Below are 23,469 nucleotides of genomic sequence, written 5' to 3' on the forward strand. Positions count from 1 at the left end.
AATCAAGAACCGGAATAAAAGGAGTTATGAAAAGTGACCATACTTCGCACAAAAGAGAAGACGTATGATATGAAGAAAGAAACGCTTGTCATGGGGATCTTAAATGCTACCCCTGACTCTTTTTCGGATGGTGGGCAGTATGATGAAGTAGAGGCTGCAGTGCAGCAAGCCATACAAATGCAAGAAGACGGGGCTCACATTATAGATATTGGCGGCGAATCTACAAGGCCAGGGCACGATCCAGTAACTGAAAGCGAAGAGTTGAGAAGGGTGATCCCTGTCATTCAAGCGCTACAGAAGGAAGTTACTATACCAATATCAATTGATACGTATAAAGCAGAAGTAGCCAGGCAAGCAATAGAAGCTGGGGCTTCTATTATTAACGACGTATGGGGGGCTAAGAAGGATCGGCAAATGGCTCGAGTTGCCTCAGAACACCAAGTGCCTATTATTCTTATGCACAACCGGGAAGATCGCAACTATACAAATGTAATAGAAGATATGAAAAAAGACCTGAAAGATAGTGTTGAGTTAGTTAAGAGAGCTGGGGTGAAGGAAGAAAACATCCTATTAGACCCAGGTGTAGGATTTGCGAAGACTCCTGATCAAAACCTATTTGTTATGAACCGCTTAAGTGAAATCACATCGCTTGGATATCCTGTTCTACTTGGGACTTCAAGAAAGTCCTTTATTGGTCAAGCTCTTGATCTACCTGTTGAGGAAAGGATGGAAGGTACAGGGGCAACGGTTTGTTATGGTATCACTCAAGGTATTAAACTTGTTAGAGTTCATGATGTGAAATCAATTGCAAGAATGACGAAGATGATGGATAAAATGCTTGAGAAGGGGAGAAGCGATGATGGATAAGATACTTATAAAGCAGATGTCGTTTTACGGTTACCATGGTTTATTTCCGGAAGAGAATAAGTTGGGACAGCGCTTTAAGGTAGATCTTGCTTTAGAGTTAGATTTAAAAGAAGCGGGTCAAACGGATGATATGGAAAAGAGTATTAATTATGGTCACATTTACGAAGTCACAAGAGATGTAGTTGAAGGGGAAGCCAAGCAATTGGTTGAAACGGTGGCTGAAACCATTGCTTCAGAATTGCTTTCACGTTTTGAGAAGCTTCAAGCATGTAAGGTTACGGTAATTAAGCCTGACCCACCTATTCCTGGTCACTATGATTCTGTGGCGATCGAAATTTATAGGGAGCGGACAACTAGATGAAGGAAGCCTATATTGCACTTGGGTCGAACATTCCCCCTAAAGCTGATTACCTTAAAAAATCAATAAGCAGATTGGAAGCCCAAGGGGATATTGAAGTTTTACAAGCTTCTCCTATTTATGAAACAGTTCCTGTGGGTTATACTGAACAAAGTGATTTTCTAAATATGGTAGCTCATATTCAAACTTCATTATCTGCTTTTAAACTATTGGAAGTATGCCAGGAGATTGAACAGGAACTTGGTCGTGAACGGACGATTAAATGGGGGCCTCGTACAATCGACCTTGACATTTTATTATATAATCAAGAGAATATTGAAACAGAACAATTAGTTATACCACATCCTAGATTACATGAACGAGCCTTTGTACTCGTACCAATGGCAGAGCTTGCTCCAAATTTAATCGTTCCTGTTATCAATAAATCTGTTTCGGATTTACTAGCTGCGTTAGCGGCTGAGGAGAAAGAAGGAATCGCAAAATGGAAGCCGAAAAATGGGGTAAACGAATAAGAGCCTATAGGAAGTTGAAAGGTTATACTCAAGCTGGCTTTGCTAAGACGTTGGGAATATCGGTATCTGTGTTAGGTGAAATTGAAAGAGGAGATCGATTACCAAACGAAAGAGTTATCAACAAAGTTTCAATCGAACTTAAGATTCCTCTGCAAGAATTAGCGCCTAGGGATTAACTAGATATGAAGATCTAACAAGAGAGGAAATGTTCATAACCGTATAAATGAACGATTTCCCGCTGACAGCTTTTCGCTATCCTTAACAAATATGTGGAAGATCTAAGAAGCATGAATGATAGGTTCGTTATGTTACAAAGAGGGAGTATACCATCCGTTACCTTAGTTTATATATGAAGCTTATGGATGATTATGCTTTTTGTTTAGACAAGCTATTAATTGGAGTGATAAACATGACAGAAGAATTGAATGACCATATGCGAGTACGTCGCGAGAAACTAGCCTCATATGCTGAACAAGGGATTGATCCTTTCGGTGATAAGTATGAACGCACGCACTTATCAGAAGACTTAAAAGAATCATACGATCAGTTTTCTAAAGAAGAATTGGAAGAGAAAGCGATCGAAGTAACTATAGCCGGTCGTATTATGACTAAACGCGGAAAAGGGAAAGCTGGTTTCGCTCACTTGCAAGATCTGAAAGGGCAGATTCAAATTTATGTTCGCAAAGATACAGTAGGCGAAGAACGATATGAACTTTTCGGTACGGCAGACATGGGAGATATTGTAGGGGTTACGGGTAAGATGTTTAAAACCAAAGTAGGCGAACTTTCTGTTAAAGCAACGGAATTTCATATGCTTACTAAATCTTTGCGTCCGTTACCTGAGAAATTCCATGGACTGAAAGACGTAGAACAACGTTATCGTCAACGCTATTTAGATTTAATCACAAACCCAACAAGCCGTGATACGTTTGTTACCCGCAGTAAAATTATTCAGTCTATGCGTCGTTACTTCGATGACCTAGGCTTCTTAGAAGTTGAAACACCAACCATGCATGCTATTCCTGGCGGAGCATCTGCTCGTCCGTTTATTACACACCATAATGCGTTAGACATGCCGTTATATATGCGTATTGCTATTGAGTTGCACCTAAAACGTTTAATCGTTGGTGGTATGGAGAAAGTCTATGAGATCGGTCGCGTTTTCCGTAATGAAGGTGTATCGACAAGGCACAATCCTGAATTTACAATGTTGGAGTTATATGAAGCGTATGCTGACTTCCATGATGTGATGGCTCTTACAGAAGAAGTTATTGCTCACATTGCCAAGGATGTCTTGGGAACAACAACAGTCCAATATGGTGATTATGAAGTAAACCTTGAGCCGAAATGGACTCGTCTTCATATGGTAGATGCTATTAAGGATTATACGGGAGTAGACTTCTGGCAGGAGATGACTGATGAAGAAGCAAAAGCTCTTGCTAAAGAAAATGGCATTGATATCGAAGACAACATGTCTTACGGGCACATTGTTAATGAATTCTTCGAGCAAAGGGTAGAAGATAAGTTAATCCAACCGACATTTGTGTATGGACATCCGCTTGAGATTTCTCCTTTAGCGAAGAAGAATAAAGATGACGGCCGTTTCACGGATCGCTTTGAACTGTTTATAGTAGGCCGTGAGCATGCGAACGCATTTTCTGAGCTTAATGATCCTATTGATCAACGCCAGCGTTTCGAAGCGCAAGTTAAAGAAAGAGAAGAAGGTAACGATGAAGCTCACCTAATGGATGAAGACTTCTTAGAAGCTCTTGAGTATGGTTTACCACCAACAGGAGGCTTGGGGATTGGTATTGATCGCCTTGTAATGCTCCTGACGAATTCTCCATCTATTCGTGATGTGCTGCTATTCCCACAAATGAGAAACCGTGACTAATGATATGAAACTCCCTCCTGCGCATGTACAGGAGGGAGTTTTTATTAAGTGCAAGTCATTAGGTGACCGGTAGATATAACAGCCGTAACACCGCCACATCACCGTGCATCACAAATGTCAGATTCGTTTGAATTAACTTTAAAATAAAAAGTTATTAAAAATCCTTGCGTAAATAAAGACTGCCGTGGTACATTATTAAACGTTGCGTTAACAACAACGCAAACAACAAAATGATCTTGAGGTCGTGGTTACCAACCATATCGCCTCCGTAATGAATAGGGAAGAGATCGGGTTGAGAAAAGAGTTTAAAAAACTTCAAAAAAGTTATTGACTCAAAAATAACCACATGTTAAGATATTTAAGTCGCTGTTAAACGACGCGAACAAAAACGATCTTAAGACGGTGTTCACCAAACACAACGCCATCCTAATTAAAAGGAAGGGGATCGGGTTGAGAAAGAGATAAAAAAACTTCAAAAAAGTTATTGACTCAAAATCAACCACATGATACAATGTTTAAGTCGCTGTTAAACGGCGAACAAGTTATACAATCGCTTTAAAGAAACATTTGATCTTTGAAAACTGAACGAAACAACATGTAACGTCAATGTCTTTAAATTATTTTTTAAAGCCAGTAATCATTTATTTGATGCTAGGCAAACTCAACTTTTATGGAGAGTTTGATCTTGGCTCAGGACGAACGCTGGCGGCGTGCCTAATACATGCAAGTCGAGCGCGTGAATCAACATGATCCCTTCGGGGTGATTGTTGTGGATCGAGCGGCGGACGGGTGAGTAACACGTGGGCAACCTACCCATGAGATCGGGATAACTCCGGGAAACCGGAGCTAATACCGAATAACCCAGTGAACTGCATGGTTCACTGGTAAAAGGCGGTTTCGGCCGTCACTCATGGATGGGCCCGCGGCGCATTAGCTAGTTGGTAAGGTAACGGCTTACCAAGGCGACGATGCGTAGCCGACCTGAGAGGGTGATCGGCCACACTGGGACTGAGACACGGCCCAGACTCCTACGGGAGGCAGCAGTAGGGAATCTTCCGCAATGGACGAAAGTCTGACGGAGCAACGCCGCGTGAACGATGAAGGTCTTCGGATCGTAAAGTTCTGTTGTTAGGGAAGAACAAGTGCCAGAGGAAATGCTGGTACCTTGACGGTACCTAACCAGAAAGCCACGGCTAACTACGTGCCAGCAGCCGCGGTAATACGTAGGTGGCAAGCGTTGTCCGGAATTATTGGGCGTAAAGCGCGCGCAGGCGGTTTCTTAAGTCTGATGTGAAAGCCCACAGCTCAACTGTGGAGGGCCATTGGAAACTGGGGAACTTGAGTACAGAAGAGGAGAGTGGAATTCCACGTGTAGCGGTGAAATGCGTAGATATGTGGAGGAACACCAGTGGCGAAGGCGACTCTCTGGTCTGTAACTGACGCTGAGGCGCGAAAGCGTGGGTAGCAAACAGGATTAGATACCCTGGTAGTCCACGCCGTAAACGTTGAGTGCTAGGTGTTAGGGGGTTTCCGCCCCTTAGTGCTGAAGTTAACGCATTAAGCACTCCGCCTGGGGAGTACGGCCGCAAGGCTGAAACTCAAAAGAATTGACGGGGGCCCGCACAAGCGGTGGAGCATGTGGTTTAATTCGAAGCAACGCGAAGAACCTTACCAGGTCTTGACATCTTCCGCTATCCCTAGAGATAGGGAGTTCCCTTCGGGGACGGAATGACAGGTGGTGCATGGTTGTCGTCAGCTCGTGTCGTGAGATGTTGGGTTAAGTCCCGCAACGAGCGCAACCCCTAATCTTAGTTGCCAGCATTCAGTTGGGCACTCTAAGGTGACTGCCGGTGACAAACCGGAGGAAGGCGGGGATGACGTCAAATCATCATGCCCCTTATGACCTGGGCTACACACGTGCTACAATGGATGGTACAGAGGGCCGCGAGACCGCGAGGTCAAGCAAATCTCAAAAAACCATTCTCAGTTCGGATTGCAGGCTGCAACTCGCCTGTATGAAGCCGGAATCGCTAGTAATCGCAGGTCAGCATACTGCGGTGAATACGTTCCCGGGCCTTGTACACACCGCCCGTCACACCACGAGAGTTGGCAACACCCGAAGTCGGTGAGGTAACCTTTTTGGAGCCAGCCGCCGAAGGTGGGGCCAATGATTGGGGTGAAGTCGTAACAAGGTAGCCGTATCGGAAGGTGCGGCTGGATCACCTCCTTTCTAAGGATATTACGGAACTAGCGAGTCCTTCGGGACTTGCTAGCAGGCACACATTGTGCCATTAAACCATTGACCATGTTTGTTTCGTTCGGTTTTGGAAGCTCAAATGCTTTCAAACAGTACCTTGAAAACTAGATAAGAATTAGACATCAAACCAACGTTAGATTTAACGTAAGCATCATTATGATGCGTCTTTTCACATTGATTTTAGATAGTTAAGTGAATAAGGGCGCACGGTGGATGCCTTGGCACTAGGAGCCGATGAAGGACGGGACTAACACCGATATGCTTCGGGGAGCCGTAAGTAGGCTATGATCCGGAGATTTCCGAATGGGGAAACCCACTGCCCGTAATGGGGTAGGATCCTTAACTGAATACATAGGTTATGGAAGGTAGACTCGGGGAACTGAAACATCTCAGTACCCGAAGGAAGAGAAAGCAAACGCGATTTCCTGAGTAGCGGCGAGCGAAACGGAATCAGCCCAAACCAGAGAGCTTGCTCTCTGGGGTTGTAGGACACTCCTTTGGAGTTATCAAGAAACAAGATAGATGAATGATCTGGAACGGTCAGCCGAAGAAGGTAACGGCCCTGTAGTCAAAATCTTGTTTCCTCCGGAGTGGATCCTGAGTACGGCGGAACACGAGGAATTCCGTCGGAATCCGGGAGGACCATCTCCCAAGGCTAAATACTCCCTAGTGACCGATAGTGAACCAGTACCGTGAGGGAAAGGTGAAAAGCACCCCGGGAGGGGAGTGAAATAGAACCTGAAACCGTGTGCCTACAAGTAGTTGGAGCCCGTTAATGGGTGACAGCGTACCTTTTGTAGAATGGACCGGCGAGTTACGATCCCATGCAAGGTTAAGATGAAAAATCGGAGCCGCAGCGAAAGCGAGTCTGAATAGGGCGAAATAGTATGTGGTCGTAGACCCGAAACCGTGTGATCTACCCATGTCCAGGGTGAAGGCCAGGTAACACTGGCTGGAGGCCCGAACCCACGCACGTTGAAAAGTGCGGGGATGAGGTGTGGGTAGCGGTGAAATGCCAATCGAACACGGAGATAGCTGGTTCTCTCCGAAATAGCTTTAGGGCTAGCCTCAAGGTAAGAGTCTTGGAGGTAGAGCACTGATTGGACTAGGGGCCCTCATCGGGTTACCGAATTCAGTCAAACTCCGAATGCCAACGACTCATCCTTGGGAGTCAGACTGCGAGTGATAAGGTCCGTAGTCGAGAGGGGAACAGCCCAGACCACCAGCTAAGGTCCCTAAGTTTATGTTAAGTGGAAAAGGATGTGGAGTTGCTCAGACAACCAGGATGTTGGCTTAGAAGCAGCCATCATTTAAAGAGTGCGTAATAGCTCACTGGTCGAGTGACTCTGCGCCGAAAATGTACCGGGGCTAAACATAACACCGAAGCTGTGGATTGTTCTTACGAACAATGGTAGGAGAGCGTTCTAAGTGCAGTGAAGTCAGACCGTAAGGACTGGTGGAGCGCTTAGAAGTGAGAATGCCGGTATGAGTAGCGAAAGAAGAGTGAGAATCTCTTCCACCGTAAGTCTAAGGTTTCCTGAGGAAGGCTCGTCCGCTCAGGGTTAGTCGGGACCTAAGCCGAGGCCGAAAGGCGTAGGCGATGGATAACAGGTTGATATTCCTGTACCACCTCCTTTCCGTTTGAATGACGGGGGGACGCAGTAGGATAGGGAATCCGCTCCACTGGATGTGAGCGGCCAAGCAGTGAGTGAGATGCATAGGCAAATCCGTGCATCAATCACAAGCTGTGATGGGGAGGGAACTATAGTACCGAAGTTCCTGATTTCACACTGCCAAGAAAAGCCTCTAATGAGGAAAGAGGTGCCCGTACCGCAAACCGACACAGGTAGACGAGGAGAGTATCCTAAGGTGATCGGGAGAACTCTTGTTAAGGAACTCGGCAAAATGACCCCGTAACTTCGGGAGAAGGGGTGCTCCTTCATAGGAGGAGCCGCAGTGAAAAGGCCCAATCGACTGTTTAGCAAAAACACAGGTCTCTGCGAAACCGAAAGGTGAAGTATAGGGGCTGACACCTGCCCGGTGCTGGAAGGTTAAGGGGATGAGTTAGCTTAGGCGAAGCTTTGAACCGAAGCCCCAGTAAACGGCGGCCGTAACTATAACGGTCCTAAGGTAGCGAAATTCCTTGTCGGGTAAGTTCCGACCCGCACGAAAGGTGCAACGAATTGGGCACTGTCTCAACAAGAGACCCGGTGAAATTATACTATGCGTGAAGATGCGCATTACCCGCGACAGGACGGAAAGACCCCGTGGAGCTTTACTGTAGCCTGATATTGAATGTTGGTACAGCTTGTACAGGATAGGTGGGAGCCGTCGATACCGGAGCGCTAGCTTCGGTGGAGGCATCCGTGGGATACCACCCTGGCTGTATTGACATTCTAACCCAGGACCGTAATCCGGTCCGGAGACAGTGTCAGGTGGGCAGTTTGACTGGGGCGGTCGCCTCCCAAAAAGTAACGGAGGCGCCCAAAGGTTCCCTCAGAATGGTTGGAAATCATTCGCAGAGTGCAAAGGCACAAGGGAGCTTGACTGCGAGACCTACAAGTCGAGCAGGGACGAAAGTCGGGCTTAGTGATCCGGCGGTACCGCATGGAAGGGCCGTCGCTCAACGGATAAAAGCTACCCCGGGGATAACAGGCTTATCTCCCCCAAGAGTCCACATCGACGGGGAGGTTTGGCACCTCGATGTCGGCTCATCGCATCCTGGGGCTGTAGTCGGTCCCAAGGGTTGGGCTGTTCGCCCATTAAAGCGGTACGCGAGCTGGGTTCAGAACGTCGTGAGACAGTTCGGTCCCTATCCGTCGTGGGCGTTGGAAATTTGAGGAGAGCTGTCCTTAGTACGAGAGGACCGGGATGGACGCACCGCTGGTGCACCAGTTGTTCCGCCAGGAGCACAGCTGGGTAGCTACGTGCGGAAGGGATAAGTGCTGAAAGCATCTAAGCATGAAGCCCACTTCAAGATGAGATTTCCCATCACTTCGAGTGAGTAAGATTCCTTGTAGACGACAAGGTTGATAGGTCGGAGGTGGAAGCGTGGTGACACGTGCAGCTGACCGATACTAATAAATCGAGGGCTTATCTAACTAAAGTGAAAAATGGTTATGTCTTAATTCTTACCTAGTTTTGAAGGTACTTAGAAAAATCTAAAATACCTGTTGACTTTGCTGGATAGATAAAGTAAAATATATCTTGTCCTTGCAAAAAAGGATCAATAAGGTCTGGCGGTTTTGGCGAAGAGGTCACACCTGTTCCCATGCCGAACACAGAAGTTAAGCTCTTCAGCGCCGATGGTAGTCGGGGTTTCACCCCCGCGAGAGTAGGACGCCGCCAGGCTTTATAAAATTCGGAGGATTAGCTCAGCTGGGAGAGCACCTGCCTTACAAGCAGGGGGTCGGTGGTTCGAGCCCGCCATCCTCCACCATTTCTTTTTAAAACTAAAGATCGTTTAGCCGACCTAGCTCAATCTGGCAGAGCAACTGACTTGTAATCAGTAGGTTGGGGGTTCGAGTCCCTCGGTCGGCACCATTTCGATTTTAATACGTCTGATATAGATTAGTAAGAGCCATTAGCTCAGTTGGTAGAGCATCTGACTTTTAATCAGAGGGTCGGAGGTTCGAATCCTCCATGGCTCACCATTGTTTTTTTCACACCGTGCGGGTGTGGCGGAATTGGCAGACGCGCTAGACTTAGGATCTAGTGTCTCTTGACGTGGGGGTTCAAGTCCCTCCACCCGCACCATAACTTCATACGCGGAAGTAGTTCAGTGGTAGAACACCACCTTGCCAAGGTGGGGGTCGCGGGTTCGAATCCCGTCTTCCGCTCCATTATAAAGTCCTGCCGGGGTGGCGGAATTGGCAGACGCACAGGACTTAAAATCCTGCGGTAGGTAACTACCGTGCCGGTTCGAGTCCGGCCCTCGGTACCATTGCAAATACTAAGCGCCCGTAGCTCAATTGGATAGAGCGTTTGACTACGGATCAAGAGGTTAGGGGTTCGACTCCTCTCGGGCGCGCCATTTTCTATTACGGGAAGTAGCTCAGCTTGGTAGAGCACATGGTTTGGGACCATGGGGTCGCAGGTTCGAATCCTGTCTTCCCGACCATTTCCTTAAATATGGGGCCTTAGCTCAGCTGGGAGAGCGCCTGCTTTGCACGCAGGAGGTCAGCGGTTCGATCCCGCTAGGCTCCACCATTAAACATTTGATCTTTGAAAACTGAACGAAACAACATGTAACGTCAATGTCTTTAAATTATTTTTTAAAGCCAGTAATCATTTATTTGATGCTAGGCAAACTCAACTTTTATGGAGAGTTTGATCTTGGCTCAGGACGAACGCTGGCGGCGTGCCTAATACATGCAAGTCGAGCGCGTGAATCAACATGATCCCTTCGGGGTGATTGTTGTGGATCGAGCGGCGGACGGGTGAGTAACACGTGGGCAACCTACCCATGAGATCGGGATAACTCCGGGAAACCGGAGCTAATACCGAATAACCCAGTGAACTGCATGGTTCACTGGTAAAAGGCGGTTTCGGCCGTCACTCATGGATGGGCCCGCGGCGCATTAGCTAGTTGGTAAGGTAACGGCTTACCAAGGCGACGATGCGTAGCCGACCTGAGAGGGTGATCGGCCACACTGGGACTGAGACACGGCCCAGACTCCTACGGGAGGCAGCAGTAGGGAATCTTCCGCAATGGACGAAAGTCTGACGGAGCAACGCCGCGTGAACGATGAAGGTCTTCGGATCGTAAAGTTCTGTTGTTAGGGAAGAACAAGTGCCAGAGGAAATGCTGGTACCTTGACGGTACCTAACCAGAAAGCCACGGCTAACTACGTGCCAGCAGCCGCGGTAATACGTAGGTGGCAAGCGTTGTCCGGAATTATTGGGCGTAAAGCGCGCGCAGGCGGTTTCTTAAGTCTGATGTGAAAGCCCACAGCTCAACTGTGGAGGGCCATTGGAAACTGGGGAACTTGAGTACAGAAGAGGAGAGTGGAATTCCACGTGTAGCGGTGAAATGCGTAGATATGTGGAGGAACACCAGTGGCGAAGGCGACTCTCTGGTCTGTAACTGACGCTGAGGCGCGAAAGCGTGGGTAGCAAACAGGATTAGATACCCTGGTAGTCCACGCCGTAAACGTTGAGTGCTAGGTGTTAGGGGGTTTCCGCCCCTTAGTGCTGAAGTTAACGCATTAAGCACTCCGCCTGGGGAGTACGGCCGCAAGGCTGAAACTCAAAAGAATTGACGGGGGCCCGCACAAGCGGTGGAGCATGTGGTTTAATTCGAAGCAACGCGAAGAACCTTACCAGGTCTTGACATCTTCCGCTATCCCTAGAGATAGGGAGTTCCCTTCGGGGACGGAATGACAGGTGGTGCATGGTTGTCGTCAGCTCGTGTCGTGAGATGTTGGGTTAAGTCCCGCAACGAGCGCAACCCCTAATCTTAGTTGCCAGCATTCAGTTGGGCACTCTAAGGTGACTGCCGGTGACAAACCGGAGGAAGGCGGGGATGACGTCAAATCATCATGCCCCTTATGACCTGGGCTACACACGTGCTACAATGGATGGTACAGAGGGCCGCGAGACCGCGAGGTCAAGCAAATCTCAAAAAACCATTCTCAGTTCGGATTGCAGGCTGCAACTCGCCTGTATGAAGCCGGAATCGCTAGTAATCGCAGGTCAGCATACTGCGGTGAATACGTTCCCGGGCCTTGTACACACCGCCCGTCACACCACGAGAGTTGGCAACACCCGAAGTCGGTGAGGTAACCTTTTTGGAGCCAGCCGCCGAAGGTGGGGCCAATGATTGGGGTGAAGTCGTAACAAGGTAGCCGTATCGGAAGGTGCGGCTGGATCACCTCCTTTCTAAGGATATTACGGAACTAGCGAGTCCTTCGGGACTTGCTAGCAGGCACACATTGTGCCATTAAACCATTGACCATGTTTGTTTCGTTCGGTTTTGGAAGCTCAAATGCTTTCAAACAGTACCTTGAAAACTAGATAAGAATTAGACATCAAACCAACGTTAGATTTAACGTAAGCATCATTATGATGCGTCTTTTCACATTGATTTTAGATAGTTAAGTGAATAAGGGCGCACGGTGGATGCCTTGGCACTAGGAGCCGATGAAGGACGGGACTAACACCGATATGCTTCGGGGAGCCGTAAGTAGGCTATGATCCGGAGATTTCCGAATGGGGAAACCCACTGCCCGTAATGGGGTAGGATCCTTAACTGAATACATAGGTTATGGAAGGTAGACTCGGGGAACTGAAACATCTCAGTACCCGAAGGAAGAGAAAGCAAACGCGATTTCCTGAGTAGCGGCGAGCGAAACGGAATCAGCCCAAACCAGAGAGCTTGCTCTCTGGGGTTGTAGGACACTCCTTTGGAGTTATCAAGAAACAAGATAGATGAATGATCTGGAACGGTCAGCCGAAGAAGGTAACGGCCCTGTAGTCAAAATCTTGTTTCCTCCGGAGTGGATCCTGAGTACGGCGGAACACGAGGAATTCCGTCGGAATCCGGGAGGACCATCTCCCAAGGCTAAATACTCCCTAGTGACCGATAGTGAACCAGTACCGTGAGGGAAAGGTGAAAAGCACCCCGGGAGGGGAGTGAAATAGAACCTGAAACCGTGTGCCTACAAGTAGTTGGAGCCCGTTAATGGGTGACAGCGTACCTTTTGTAGAATGGACCGGCGAGTTACGATCCCATGCAAGGTTAAGATGAAAAATCGGAGCCGCAGCGAAAGCGAGTCTGAATAGGGCGAAATAGTATGTGGTCGTAGACCCGAAACCGTGTGATCTACCCATGTCCAGGGTGAAGGCCAGGTAACACTGGCTGGAGGCCCGAACCCACGCACGTTGAAAAGTGCGGGGATGAGGTGTGGGTAGCGGTGAAATGCCAATCGAACACGGAGATAGCTGGTTCTCTCCGAAATAGCTTTAGGGCTAGCCTCAAGGTAAGAGTCTTGGAGGTAGAGCACTGATTGGACTAGGGGCCCTCATCGGGTTACCGAATTCAGTCAAACTCCGAATGCCAACGACTCATCCTTGGGAGTCAGACTGCGAGTGATAAGGTCCGTAGTCGAGAGGGGAACAGCCCAGACCACCAGCTAAGGTCCCTAAGTTTATGTTAAGTGGAAAAGGATGTGGAGTTGCTCAGACAACCAGGATGTTGGCTTAGAAGCAGCCATCATTTAAAGAGTGCGTAATAGCTCACTGGTCGAGTGACTCTGCGCCGAAAATGTACCGGGGCTAAACATAACACCGAAGCTGTGGATTGTTCTTACGAACAATGGTAGGAGAGCGTTCTAAGTGCAGTGAAGTCAGACCGTAAGGACTGGTGGAGCGCTTAGAAGTGAGAATGCCGGTATGAGTAGCGAAAGAAGAGTGAGAATCTCTTCCACCGTAAGTCTAAGGTTTCCTGAGGAAGGCTCGTCCGCTCAGGGTTAGTCGGGACCTAAGCCGAGGCCGAAAGGCGTAGGCGATGGATAACAGGTTGATATTCCTGTACCACCTCCTTTCCGTTTGAATGACGGGGGGACGCAGTAGGATAGGGAATCCGCTCCACTGGATGTGAGCGGCCAAGCAGTGAGTGAGATGCATAGGCAAATCCGTGCATCAATCACAAGCTGTGATGGGGAGGGAACTATAGTACCGAAGTTCCTGATTTCACACTGCCAAGAAAAGCCTCTAATGAGGAAAGAGGTGCCCGTACCGCAAACCGACACAGGTAGACGAGGAGAGTATCCTAAGGTGATCGGGAGAACTCTTGTTAAGGAACTCGGCAAAATGACCCCGTAACTTCGGGAGAAGGGGTGCTCCTTCATAGGAGGAGCCGCAGTGAAAAGGCCCAATCGACTGTTTAGCAAAAACACAGGTCTCTGCGAAACCGAAAGGTGAAGTATAGGGGCTGACACCTGCCCGGTGCTGGAAGGTTAAGGGGATGAGTTAGCTTAGGCGAAGCTTTGAACCGAAGCCCCAGTAAACGGCGGCCGTAACTATAACGGTCCTAAGGTAGCGAAATTCCTTGTCGGGTAAGTTCCGACCCGCACGAAAGGTGCAACGAATTGGGCACTGTCTCAACAAGAGACCCGGTGAAATTATACTATGCGTGAAGATGCGCATTACCCGCGACAGGACGGAAAGACCCCGTGGAGCTTTACTGTAGCCTGATATTGAATGTTGGTACAGCTTGTACAGGATAGGTGGGAGCCGTCGATACCGGAGCGCTAGCTTCGGTGGAGGCATCCGTGGGATACCACCCTGGCTGTATTGACATTCTAACCCAGGACCGTAATCCGGTCCGGAGACAGTGTCAGGTGGGCAGTTTGACTGGGGCGGTCGCCTCCCAAAAAGTAACGGAGGCGCCCAAAGGTTCCCTCAGAATGGTTGGAAATCATTCGCAGAGTGCAAAGGCACAAGGGAGCTTGACTGCGAGACCTACAAGTCGAGCAGGGACGAAAGTCGGGCTTAGTGATCCGGCGGTACCGCATGGAAGGGCCGTCGCTCAACGGATAAAAGCTACCCCGGGGATAACAGGCTTATCTCCCCCAAGAGTCCACATCGACGGGGAGGTTTGGCACCTCGATGTCGGCTCATCGCATCCTGGGGCTGTAGTCGGTCCCAAGGGTTGGGCTGTTCGCCCATTAAAGCGGTACGCGAGCTGGGTTCAGAACGTCGTGAGACAGTTCGGTCCCTATCCGTCGTGGGCGTTGGAAATTTGAGGAGAGCTGTCCTTAGTACGAGAGGACCGGGATGGACGCACCGCTGGTGCACCAGTTGTTCCGCCAGGAGCACAGCTGGGTAGCTACGTGCGGAAGGGATAAGTGCTGAAAGCATCTAAGCATGAAGCCCACTTCAAGATGAGATTTCCCATCACTTCGAGTGAGTAAGATTCCTTGTAGACGACAAGGTTGATAGGTCGGAGGTGGAAGCGTGGTGACACGTGCAGCTGACCGATACTAATAAATCGAGGGCTTATCTAACTAAAGTGAAAAATGGTTATGTCTTAATTCTTACCTAGTTTTGAAGGTACTCCTTCAACAAAACAATAGTATGGCGGTTTTGGCGAAGAGGTCACACCTGTTCCCATGCCGAACACAGAAGTTAAGCTCTTCAGCGCCGATGGTAGTCGGGGTTTCACCCCCGCAAGAGTAGGACGCCGCCATGCAACGTTACCTCAAAGGATATAATCCTTTGAGGTTTTTTGTGTTTAATTTGTATTAAATTCTTCGTCTCATATTAGATTAATCTAGTATGAAAAAGGGTAAATGGTAAAGATCCTCCTTTTGACTAAATATAATTTAGCCGTGGTTTACTCATAACCTAGAAGCATATCTACGTATATTAGTTATAAGAACAACGGAGGGATTTGATGTCGATGGAGACCTTCTTTAATGATTACTTATTGTTAATGACAGTTCGGCTCGTAACCGCTGTTGTACTATGTGGTTTAATCGGGTTTGAAAGAGAGATTAAAAACCATTCAGCAGGCTTTCGGACTCATATTCTAGTGGGTGTGGGGGCATGCGTGATGATGTTACTTTCTTTATATGGCTTTGATCCTTACTTAAATAAACATGATGGAATTCGTTTTGATCCTGCTCGTATTCCCTCCTATGTTATTAGTGGTATTGGCTTTCTTGGTGCAGGTACAATCATGGTCCATGGTGTGACGATTCGAGGCTTAACCACCGCTGCATCTATTTGGGTAGTAGCAGGGCTAGGGCTTGTAATTGGAGCTGGTATGTATGGACCTGCAATACTTACGACTGTCGTGGTACTAATCAGTTTAATTGTACTTAATAATACAGAACGTATCTTCAAACGGAAACATAAACATCACATTCAGATTGTTGTGTTCGAAGAGTTAGAAATATCGAAGGTGATGGAAGCTTTCGAGGCTTTTGAACTGGATATAAATCATATTCAAATTGAAAATGAAATGAATGGTCAAAGAAATATACTAATTGAACTCGCTCATAATGCTCAAATTAACGAAATGGAGCTATTTGATCGCCTTTCTACTGTTCCACATGTGAAATGCGTGTACCAGCGTAAGTAAACTCAGAAAATGTAGAAGTTTGTTAGTCATAAAGTTGTCTTGATCTGGCAAGAATGTTTATAGTGCATTATAGTTGCAAACTACATTTAAATTTGTATAATGTAAGTATAGTCAAAGATAGTCAAAGTCAAAAAAGATTATTGAGGAGGGGGGCTATGCGGAATATATCCGATATCATTGAAGCACATTTGAAAAAAATAATTGAGAATAGTAATCACAATGTTATCGAGATTAAGCGTAGTGAAATAGCTGAATCATTTCAATGTGTTCCCTCGCAGATTAATTACGTGATTAAAACACGCTTTACAGTGGAAAAAGGTTATATAGTAGAGAGTAAACGTGGTGGTGGCGGTTATATCCGAATAAGTCGCGTACAGCACCACGATAAAATGAAATTGCTAAACGAACTAATTTTACTTATTCAACCACGTGTCACTCAACAAGGAGCCATTGATGTTATAGAACGTTTGTTAGAAGAGGAATTAATTTCTGAACGTGAGGCTAGACTGATGGTAAGTGCTATTTCAAAAGAAGTGTTAGCCGTTCCGATTACTCTTCGTGATGAACTTAGATCTAGGATACTATCTTCTATGATATCGATCGTTAAGTACAAAGATTAAAAGGAGGGGACGGAAAATGGAGTGTCAAGAGTGCCATGAGCGTCCTGCATCTTTGCATTTTACCCAAGTGGTAAATGGACATAAAACAGAAGTTTATGTTTGTGAGAAATGTGCTTATGACTTGGGTTATATGTCACAAGAGCAAGACTCACTTTCTTTGCATAACCTGTTATCTGGATTATTTAACTTTGATTCTTTTCAATTATCTGATTCAAAATCACATTCAGCCTCACACAGAGAGCCTCAAACATTAAAGTGTGATCATTGTGGTTTGACTTACGATGAATTTAAGCGTGTTGGTAAGTTTGGTTGTGCCAAGTGTTATAAGACCTTTGATGAGAGATTAAACCCTATATTTAGGAGGGTTCACAGTGGTAACACCATCCACAGTGGCAAAGTTCCAAAACGAAAAGGTGGACAGTTGCATGTACAAAGAGAAATGGAACAAAAGCGTTCTGAACTGCAAGCTTTAATTCACCAAGAAGAATTTGAAGAAGCCGCTAAGGTTCGAGATCAAATTCGCACCCTTGAAAGACAGTTGGATTCAGAACAAGGGGAGGGTGATCAGTAGTGTCTCTCGAGCAGTTTATGAATGAAGCCATTAGTCCTTGGTTGAAAGAAGAAGGACCTGATAGTGATATCGTATTGAGTAGTCGGATTCGGTTAGCCAGAAACTTCGACCATATCCCATTCCCGATACTTGCTGATCAGGAAGAATTAGAACAAGTGGTTGAATTCTTTAAAGAGGAATATGAGGATTATTCTTTTGGTCCATATAAAGACTTTGAATTTATTCATATGAGTAAACTGAATCCTACTGAGAAGAGAGTGTTGGTAGAGAAACACTTAATTAGTCCTCACTTATCTGACCACGCTAAGAATGGGGCAGCATTAATATCTCAAAACGAGCAGGTATCTGTCATGGTTAATGAAGAAGATCATATCCGTGTACAGCTCTATTTCCCGGGATTTCAGTTAGAGAAGGCTTTAGAGCAAGCATCTGATTTCGATGACTGGCTAGAAGAAAAGATTAACTTTGCATTTGACGAAAAACGTGGCTATCTAACTAGTTGTCCTACAAATGTAGGCACAGGGTTAAGGGCTTCCGTTATGATGCATCTACCCGCGCTAACGATTACTCAACAAATGAGTCGGTTAATTCCAGCTATCAATCAATTAGGTTTAGTGGTTAGAGGAATTTACGGTGAAGGTAGCGAAGCAATAGGTAACATCTTTCAAATCTCCAATCAGATTACATTAGGTAAATCTGAGAGAGATATAGTAGATGACCTAAAAAGTGTGGTTGAACAATTAATTGAGCAAGAAAGAAATGCTCGCCAACAAATTATTCAACAGAACGGCATACAATTAGAAGATAAGATCTTTCGTTCATATGGAGTATTGGCTAACAGTCGCGTTATAGAGTCTAAAGAAGCAGCTAAATGCCTCTCTGATGTGCGATTAGGAATAGACCTAGGGTATATTAACAGCTTATCTAAAACCATCCTGAATGAATTAATGATCTTAACTCAGCCTGGATTTTTACAACAGTATGCACAGCAAAATTTATCTCCTGATGAAAGGGATGTTCGGAGAGCAGCCTTGATTCGGGAAAGACTAAACTTAGAAATATAATTAGACTAGGAGGGGTGCCCGATGATGTTTGGGCGTTTTACTGAAAGAGCACAGAAAGTATTAGCACTAGCTCAAGAAGAAGCCGTACGACTTGGTCATAATAATATTGGAACAGAACATATTCTACTTGGTTTAGTTCGAGAAGGCGAAGGAATTGCAGCTAAAGCACTAGGTGCATTAGGTCTTGCAGCCGATAAGATCCAAGAAGAAGTGGAACAGTTAATTGGAACAGGAGATAAGGTATCGCAAACGATTCACTATACTCCTCGGGCTAAAAAGGTTATTGAATTATCAATGGATGAAGCACGTAAATTAGGTCATTCATATGTAGGTACAGAACATATTCTACTCGGTCTCATTAGAGAAGGGGAAGGCGTTGCTGCACGTGTACTAAACAACTTGGGCGTTAGTCTTAACAAAGCACGCCAGCAAGTTCTGCAGTTGCTTGGAAGCAATGAATCTACCTCTAATGGTCAAGGTGGTAGCCGCCAGTCTGCTAGCGCTAATACCCCAACCCTTGATTCCCTTGCGCGTGACTTAACAACCGTAGCGAAAGAAGGGAATATTGATCCGGTAATTGGACGTGGCAAAGAAATTGAGCGTGTCATTCAAGTACTGAGTCGACGCACAAAGAATAATCCCGTTCTTATTGGTGAACCAGGTGTAGGTAAAACTGCGATTGCAGAGGGATTAGCACAGCAAATCATTAACAATGAGGTTCCGGAAATCTTACGTGATAAGCGAGTTATGACACTCGATATGGGTACAGTAGTAGCAGGTACAAAATACCGTGGTGAATTTGAAGATCGTCTGAAGAAAGTCATGGAAGAGATTCGCCAAGCAGGCAATATTATTCTGTTTATTGATGAACTTCATACACTAATTGGAGCTGGTGGTGCAGAAGGTGCGATCGACGCGTCTAACATCTTGAAACCATCTCTAGCTCGAGGTGACTTACAGTGTATCGGTGCCACAACTTTAGAAGAGTACCGTAAGTATATTGAAAAAGATGCTGCGCTAGAGCGTCGCTTCCAACCAATTCAAGTTGATGAACCGAATCTAGAAGAATCTGAGCAAATCCTTGAAGGACTTCGTGATCGCTATGAAGCTCACCACCGTGTGACCATCACTGACGAAGCAATTAAGGCAGCTGTTAAGTTTTCAGATCGTTATATTCAAGATCGTTTCTTACCAGATAAAGCGATTGACCTTATTGATGAAGCAGCTTCGAAAGTCCGTTTACGTTCTTATACAGCTCCACCAAACCTGAAAGAACTTGAACAAAAATTAGAAGAAGTTCGTAAAGAAAAAGACGCAGCTGTACAAAGTCAAGAGTTCGAGAAAGCCGCTTCATTACGAGATAATGAACAGAAATTGCGAGAAGAATTAGATAAGACTAAGGATGAATGGAAAGAAAAACAAGGACAAGAAAACTCTGAAGTAACAGTAGAGGATATTGCCTCTGTTGTGTCTATTTGGACCGGAGTCCCTGTTTCTAAGCTTGCTAAAGACGAGAGTGAGCGTCTATTAAACATGGAAGATGTCTTGCATAACCGTGTTATTGGGCAGTCTGAAGCTGTGAAATCTATTTCTAAAGCCATTCGACGTGCTCGCGCAGGATTGAAAGATCCAAAACGTCCAATTGGCTCATTTATCTTCTTAGGACCAACTGGTGTTGGTAAAACAGAATTAGCTCGAGCAGTAGCTGAATCTATGTTTGGTGAAGAAGATGCTATGATTCGAATCGACATGTCTGAATATATGGAGAAACACTCTACTTCTCGTCTGGTTGGTTCACCTCCTGGATATGTTGGGTATGAAGAAGGAGGACAATTAACAGAAAAAGTTCGCCAAAAGCCTTATTCTGTTATTCTGTTAGATGAGATTGAAAAAGCTCACCCAGATGTTTTCAACACTCTTTTACAAGTCCTTGAAGACGGGCGGTTAACGGACTCTAAAGGCCGCACAGTAGACTTCCGTAATACAGTTATCATTATGACTTCAAACGTTGGGGCTACTGAACTGAAGACGAACAAATATGCTGGTTTTACAATGGGAGATGCAAGTCAAGATTATAAAGATATGAAATCTAAAGTGATGGAAGAAATGAAACGTGCTTTCAGACCTGAGTTCTTGAACCGTATTGATGAAATCATTGTCTTCCATTCTCTAGAGAAGAAACACATGAAGGAAATTGTCACTTTAATGGTTAATCAGTTACAGAAACGTCTTACTGAATTAGAAGTTGACTTTACCCTTACAGATAAAGCTCTTGATAAAATTGCGGATGAAGGATTCGATCCTGAATATGGTGCTCGTCCATTACGCCGCTCTCTTCAGAAGAACGTTGAAGATCTTCTATCAGAAGAGCTATTAAGAGAGAATATTGCGATGGGCCAGAATGTTGTGATCGATGTCGATCATAACGGTGAATTTACTGTTTCAACACAATCGTAATTCAAAACGATAGATCATGAATAAATAATCATTTAAAATCGGAAGGTGAGAGCCTTCCGATTTTTTTAGTATAGGGTTTTGAGCTTGTCTCAAAAAGGTGAGGGTTGATTTAAATGGATAAAGCAGAAGCAAATGAGAGAAGAATAATCTATATACGTAAGGGTATGAGGTAAAATACGTAATGGTATTGTAAAAACATTGTAACTGATAAATGAATAAAACGTATGAGATAATAAGAAGAGTTACTATACTCTTCTTTGGAATAAGGGAGAGATCTTTTTGGCAAAACAGAAGTCGAAGTTTGTGTGTCAAGAATGTGGGTATGAAACCGCTAAGTGGATGGGGAAATGTCCTAGTTGTCATCAATGGAATACACTTGTTGAGGAACGAGTGGCATCGAAATCTACTGGAAGGCATACATTTGTAACAAGTGATGCACAAACTAGCAAGAAACCAGAAAAAATAACAGCAATCGAAACTAAGGAAGAACCTCGAATAAAAACAGGTATGCCAGAAGTGAATCGGGTCTTAGGTGGTGGCATTGTACCAGGTTCTCTTGTCTTAATTGGCGGTGACCCCGGAATAGGGAAATCGACCTTGTTGCTACAGGTGTCTTCTCAACTTGCTCATACAAAGGATGTAAGCGTCCTTTATATATCAGGAGAGGAATCGACAAGACAGACGAAATTAAGAGCAGACCGTTTAGGTGTATTGTCTGATGATCTTTATGTTCTAGCAGAAACGAATATGATGGATGTGGCTCATCATATTGATCAGATTCAACCTTCCTTTGTTGTTATTGATTCCATACAAACTATATATAAAGAAGAAGTAAATTCTGCACCTGGCAGTGTGTCGCAAGTTCGTGAATGTACAAGTGAGCTAATGCGCATAGCTAAGAACAAAGGGATTCCAATCTTCATTGTTGGACACGTCACGAAAGAAGGATCGATTGCAGGTCCAAGATTGCTCGAACACATGGTAGACGCTGTACTTTATTTTGAAGGGGAGCGTCACCACACTTTTCGGATTCTACGCAGCGTGAAGAACCGATTTGGTAGTACACATGAGATGGGCATTTTCGAGATGAAGGAAGAAGGACTAAGAGAAGTAGCCAACCCCTCAGAAATCTTTCTAGAAGAGAGGTCTCAAGGGGCAGCAGGGTCTACCGTTGTTGCTTCTATGGAGGGGACGCGCCCTGTATTGGTTGAGATTCAGTCACTTATATCTCCTACGAGTTATGGGAATCCAAGGAGGATGGCTACTGGTTTAGATCATAACCGTGTACCTCTACTAATGGCTGTTTTAGAGAAGCGTGTAGGTTTGCTCTTACAGAACCAGGATGCATATGTGAAAGTAGCAGGTGGAGTAAAGCTTGATGAACCAGCTATTGACCTTGCAGTGGCTGTAAGTATTGCCTCAAGTTTTCAAGATCGTCCTTCTAAGCCTGACGATGTATTAGTTGGAGAAGTGGGGCTTACAGGAGAGATTCGCCGTGTTGCCCGTATAGAACAACGTGTACAGGAAGCGGCTAAATTAGGGTTCAAACGTGCAATTGTTCCTAAGAAAAATTTAAGCGGTTGGACCCTCCCTGACGACATCGAGATTATTGGAGTTAACTCAGTTCAAGAAGCTTTAAAAGCCACGTTGGGAGGCGCTTAGATGGAATGGGTTGAAGGAAGAGAATCCATGATAGGAGACATATTAAAATTTGTAGCCCCAGGTACGCCTTTACGTGAAGGTATAGATAATGTTCTTCGCGCCAACACAGGGGGACTTATTGTTCTAGGCTATAATGATAAAGTGCAACAACTTGTAGATGGTGGCTTTCATATTCAGTCATCGTTTACGCCTGCACATTTGTACGAACTGGCGAAAATGGATGGAGCCCTTATCTTAAATGAGAAAGCTTCTGAAATACTTTTTGCTAATGCGCAGTTAATTCCTGACCCGTCAATCTCTTCAACAGAAACAGGAATGCGACATAGAACTGCAGAGCGAGTTGCTAAACAAACTGGTGAACTTGTCATTGCTATTTCTCAAAGGCGAAATGTTATTACGCTTTATAAAAGCAATTTAAAGTACTCCTTAAAAGATATAGGAGTTATTCTTACAAAGGCCAATCAAGCTATGCAAACGTTGGAGAAATACAAAAACGTACTGGATCAAGGTGTTACAAACTTAGGGGCTTTAGAATTTGAAGAAATGGTGACCTTTTCAGAGGTATTGCAAGTGATCCATCGCATAGAGATGGTTTTACGCATAAAAAACGAAATTCTAGGGTATGTAAATGAACTAGGTACTGAAGGACGTTTGATACAGTTACAGCTAACAGAGCTAGTATCTAATATTGAGAATGAAGCGCGTCTGTTGTTGAAGGATTATAGTAAGTATGGAGATTATGAACCCCATTATATATTGAAGAAACTACAAGAAGTTAGCAATACAGAACTAATGGAAGATGCAAAGGTCTTGAAACTGCTCGGATATCCTTCTTCTACAAAAGTAGATGATCCGGTGACTCCTAGGGGATATAGAATCCTGGATAAAATACCTCGTTTACCTTTCTTAATTGTTGAATCCATGGTGGAAGAGTTTGGAACATTAAACGATGTCGTTAAGGCTTCTGCGAAGGAACTTGTGAAAGTAGATGGTATTGGTGAGGTCAGGGCTGGTAAGATCAAAGAGGGGTTAAACCGCATCCAAGAGCAATTGTTTATAGACCGCCATATTTAGTCACACAATTGACACATTTATTGATGTCTGCTATGATATAACGTTC

The 23,469-nt window shown here is 45.4% G+C and carries 12 protein-coding genes, 9 tRNA genes and 6 rRNA genes; all 27 read left to right on the plus strand.

Annotation, left to right across the window (positions count from 1 at the left end):
• Nucleotides 1-69 precede the first annotated feature (69 nt).
• The 27 genes from folP to disA all read left to right on the plus strand — a co-directional run bounded on the left by folP (nucleotide 70) and on the right by disA (nucleotide 23,423).
• Nucleotides 70-867, plus strand: a complete 798-nt coding sequence (gene folP / locus ACYX4O_RS00465) for a dihydropteroate synthase (protein WP_476356959.1) — start codon at nucleotides 70-72, stop codon at nucleotides 865-867.
• The gene (folB, locus tag ACYX4O_RS00470; protein WP_476356961.1) at nucleotides 860-1,228 is read left to right on the plus strand and encodes a dihydroneopterin aldolase; all 369 of its coding nucleotides are present in this window, start codon (nucleotides 860-862) and stop codon (nucleotides 1,226-1,228) included. The genes folP and folB overlap by 8 nt, the downstream gene beginning before the upstream one ends.
• The gene (gene folK, locus ACYX4O_RS00475; protein WP_476353724.1) at nucleotides 1,225-1,737 is read left to right on the plus strand and encodes a 2-amino-4-hydroxy-6-hydroxymethyldihydropteridine diphosphokinase; all 513 of its coding nucleotides are present in this window, start codon (nucleotides 1,225-1,227) and stop codon (nucleotides 1,735-1,737) included. Before folB ends, folK begins: the two co-directional genes overlap by 4 nt.
• Nucleotides 1,707-1,913 (plus strand): helix-turn-helix domain-containing protein, encoded by a 207-nt coding sequence (locus ACYX4O_RS00480; RefSeq protein WP_476353725.1) that lies wholly within the window; start codon nucleotides 1,707-1,709, stop codon nucleotides 1,911-1,913. Before folK ends, ACYX4O_RS00480 begins: the two co-directional genes overlap by 31 nt.
• A 233-nt stretch (nucleotides 1,914-2,146) precedes the next feature.
• The gene (lysS, locus tag ACYX4O_RS00485) at nucleotides 2,147-3,631 is read left to right on the plus strand and encodes a lysine--tRNA ligase (RefSeq protein WP_476356962.1); all 1,485 of its coding nucleotides are present in this window, start codon (nucleotides 2,147-2,149) and stop codon (nucleotides 3,629-3,631) included.
• Between the two features lie 667 nt (nucleotides 3,632-4,298).
• A 16S ribosomal RNA gene (locus tag ACYX4O_RS00490) occupies nucleotides 4,299-5,861 on the plus strand.
• Between the two features lie 213 nt (nucleotides 5,862-6,074).
• Nucleotides 6,075-8,989 (plus strand): 23S ribosomal RNA (locus ACYX4O_RS00495).
• A 134-nt stretch (nucleotides 8,990-9,123) separates the two neighbouring features.
• Nucleotides 9,124-9,239, plus strand: a 5S ribosomal RNA gene (gene rrf, locus ACYX4O_RS00500).
• A gap of 12 nt (nucleotides 9,240-9,251) precedes the next feature.
• A tRNA-Val gene (locus ACYX4O_RS00505) sits at nucleotides 9,252-9,327 on the plus strand.
• A gap of 27 nt (nucleotides 9,328-9,354) precedes the next feature.
• Nucleotides 9,355-9,431: transfer RNA gene (locus tag ACYX4O_RS00510), tRNA-Thr, on the plus strand.
• 34 nt (nucleotides 9,432-9,465) lie between these two features.
• Nucleotides 9,466-9,541, plus strand: a tRNA-Lys gene (locus tag ACYX4O_RS00515).
• An 18-nt stretch (nucleotides 9,542-9,559) separates the two neighbouring features.
• A tRNA-Leu gene (locus ACYX4O_RS00520) sits at nucleotides 9,560-9,644 on the plus strand.
• A gap of 11 nt (nucleotides 9,645-9,655) precedes the next feature.
• Nucleotides 9,656-9,730 (plus strand) — tRNA-Gly (locus ACYX4O_RS00525).
• A 12-nt stretch (nucleotides 9,731-9,742) separates the two neighbouring features.
• Nucleotides 9,743-9,831 (plus strand) — tRNA-Leu (locus ACYX4O_RS00530).
• A 13-nt stretch (nucleotides 9,832-9,844) separates the two neighbouring features.
• Nucleotides 9,845-9,921 (plus strand) — tRNA-Arg (locus ACYX4O_RS00535).
• 10 nt (nucleotides 9,922-9,931) lie between these two features.
• Nucleotides 9,932-10,008, plus strand: a tRNA-Pro gene (locus ACYX4O_RS00540).
• 13 nt (nucleotides 10,009-10,021) lie between these two features.
• Nucleotides 10,022-10,097: transfer RNA gene (locus ACYX4O_RS00545), tRNA-Ala, on the plus strand.
• A gap of 108 nt (nucleotides 10,098-10,205) precedes the next feature.
• Nucleotides 10,206-11,768 (plus strand): 16S ribosomal RNA (locus ACYX4O_RS00550).
• Nucleotides 11,769-11,981: 213 nt separating this feature from the next.
• A 23S ribosomal RNA gene (locus ACYX4O_RS00555) occupies nucleotides 11,982-14,896 on the plus strand.
• Nucleotides 14,897-14,965: 69 nt separating this feature from the next.
• Nucleotides 14,966-15,081: ribosomal RNA gene (rrf, locus tag ACYX4O_RS00560) — 5S ribosomal RNA — on the plus strand.
• Together the 16S, 23S and 5S rRNA genes with 9 tRNA genes alongside form the textbook arrangement of a ribosomal RNA operon.
• Nucleotides 15,082-15,285: 204 nt before the next feature.
• Nucleotides 15,286-15,975: an MgtC/SapB family protein gene (locus ACYX4O_RS00565; RefSeq protein WP_476353727.1), complete on the plus strand. Its 690-nt coding sequence runs from the start codon at nucleotides 15,286-15,288 to the stop codon at nucleotides 15,973-15,975.
• Between the two features lie 155 nt (nucleotides 15,976-16,130).
• Nucleotides 16,131-16,595 (plus strand): CtsR family transcriptional regulator, encoded by a 465-nt coding sequence (locus ACYX4O_RS00570; RefSeq protein WP_476353729.1) that lies wholly within the window; start codon nucleotides 16,131-16,133, stop codon nucleotides 16,593-16,595.
• A 16-nt stretch (nucleotides 16,596-16,611) separates the two neighbouring features.
• Nucleotides 16,612-17,166: a UvrB/UvrC motif-containing protein gene (locus ACYX4O_RS00575; RefSeq protein WP_476353731.1), complete on the plus strand. Its 555-nt coding sequence runs from the start codon at nucleotides 16,612-16,614 to the stop codon at nucleotides 17,164-17,166.
• Nucleotides 17,166-18,230 carry a protein arginine kinase gene (locus ACYX4O_RS00580; protein WP_476353733.1) on the plus strand — a complete coding sequence of 355 codons (1,065 nt, stop codon included), beginning with the start codon at nucleotides 17,166-17,168 and terminating at the stop codon, nucleotides 18,228-18,230. Before ACYX4O_RS00575 ends, ACYX4O_RS00580 begins: the two co-directional genes overlap by 1 nt.
• 21 nt (nucleotides 18,231-18,251) lie before the next feature.
• The gene (gene clpC, locus ACYX4O_RS00585) at nucleotides 18,252-20,687 is read left to right on the plus strand and encodes an ATP-dependent protease ATP-binding subunit ClpC (RefSeq protein ID WP_476353735.1); all 2,436 of its coding nucleotides are present in this window, start codon (nucleotides 18,252-18,254) and stop codon (nucleotides 20,685-20,687) included.
• 279 nt (nucleotides 20,688-20,966) lie between these two features.
• Complete coding sequence (gene radA, locus ACYX4O_RS00590) at nucleotides 20,967-22,349, plus strand: DNA repair protein RadA (protein WP_188655941.1); 1,383 nt, start codon at nucleotides 20,967-20,969, stop codon at nucleotides 22,347-22,349.
• Nucleotides 22,350-23,423 carry a DNA integrity scanning diadenylate cyclase DisA gene (disA, locus tag ACYX4O_RS00595; protein ID WP_476353737.1) on the plus strand — a complete coding sequence of 358 codons (1,074 nt, stop codon included), beginning with the start codon at nucleotides 22,350-22,352 and terminating at the stop codon, nucleotides 23,421-23,423. It begins immediately after the preceding gene.
• Nucleotides 23,424-23,469 lie beyond the last annotated feature (46 nt).

This window comes from Pontibacillus sp. ABV4_188, from assembly GCF_056311905.1.

Coding starts and splice junctions, on each gene's coding strand:
- clpC (WP_476353735.1), top strand. CDS start 18,252: ATGATGTTTGGGCGTTTTACTGAAAGAGCACAGAAAGTATTAGCACTA.
- folB (WP_476356961.1), top strand. CDS start 860: ATGGATAAGATACTTATAAAGCAGATGTCGTTTTACGGTTACCATGGT.
- ACYX4O_RS00570 (WP_476353729.1), top strand. CDS start 16,131: ATGCGGAATATATCCGATATCATTGAAGCACATTTGAAAAAAATAATT.
- disA (WP_476353737.1), top strand. CDS start 22,350: ATGGAATGGGTTGAAGGAAGAGAATCCATGATAGGAGACATATTAAAA.
- ACYX4O_RS00575 (WP_476353731.1), top strand. CDS start 16,612: ATGGAGTGTCAAGAGTGCCATGAGCGTCCTGCATCTTTGCATTTTACC.
- lysS (WP_476356962.1), top strand. CDS start 2,147: ATGACAGAAGAATTGAATGACCATATGCGAGTACGTCGCGAGAAACTA.
- folP (WP_476356959.1), top strand. CDS start 70: ATGAAGAAAGAAACGCTTGTCATGGGGATCTTAAATGCTACCCCTGAC.
- ACYX4O_RS00480 (WP_476353725.1), top strand. CDS start 1,707: ATGGAAGCCGAAAAATGGGGTAAACGAATAAGAGCCTATAGGAAGTTG.
- folK (WP_476353724.1), top strand. CDS start 1,225: ATGAAGGAAGCCTATATTGCACTTGGGTCGAACATTCCCCCTAAAGCT.
- ACYX4O_RS00565 (WP_476353727.1), top strand. CDS start 15,286: ATGTCGATGGAGACCTTCTTTAATGATTACTTATTGTTAATGACAGTT.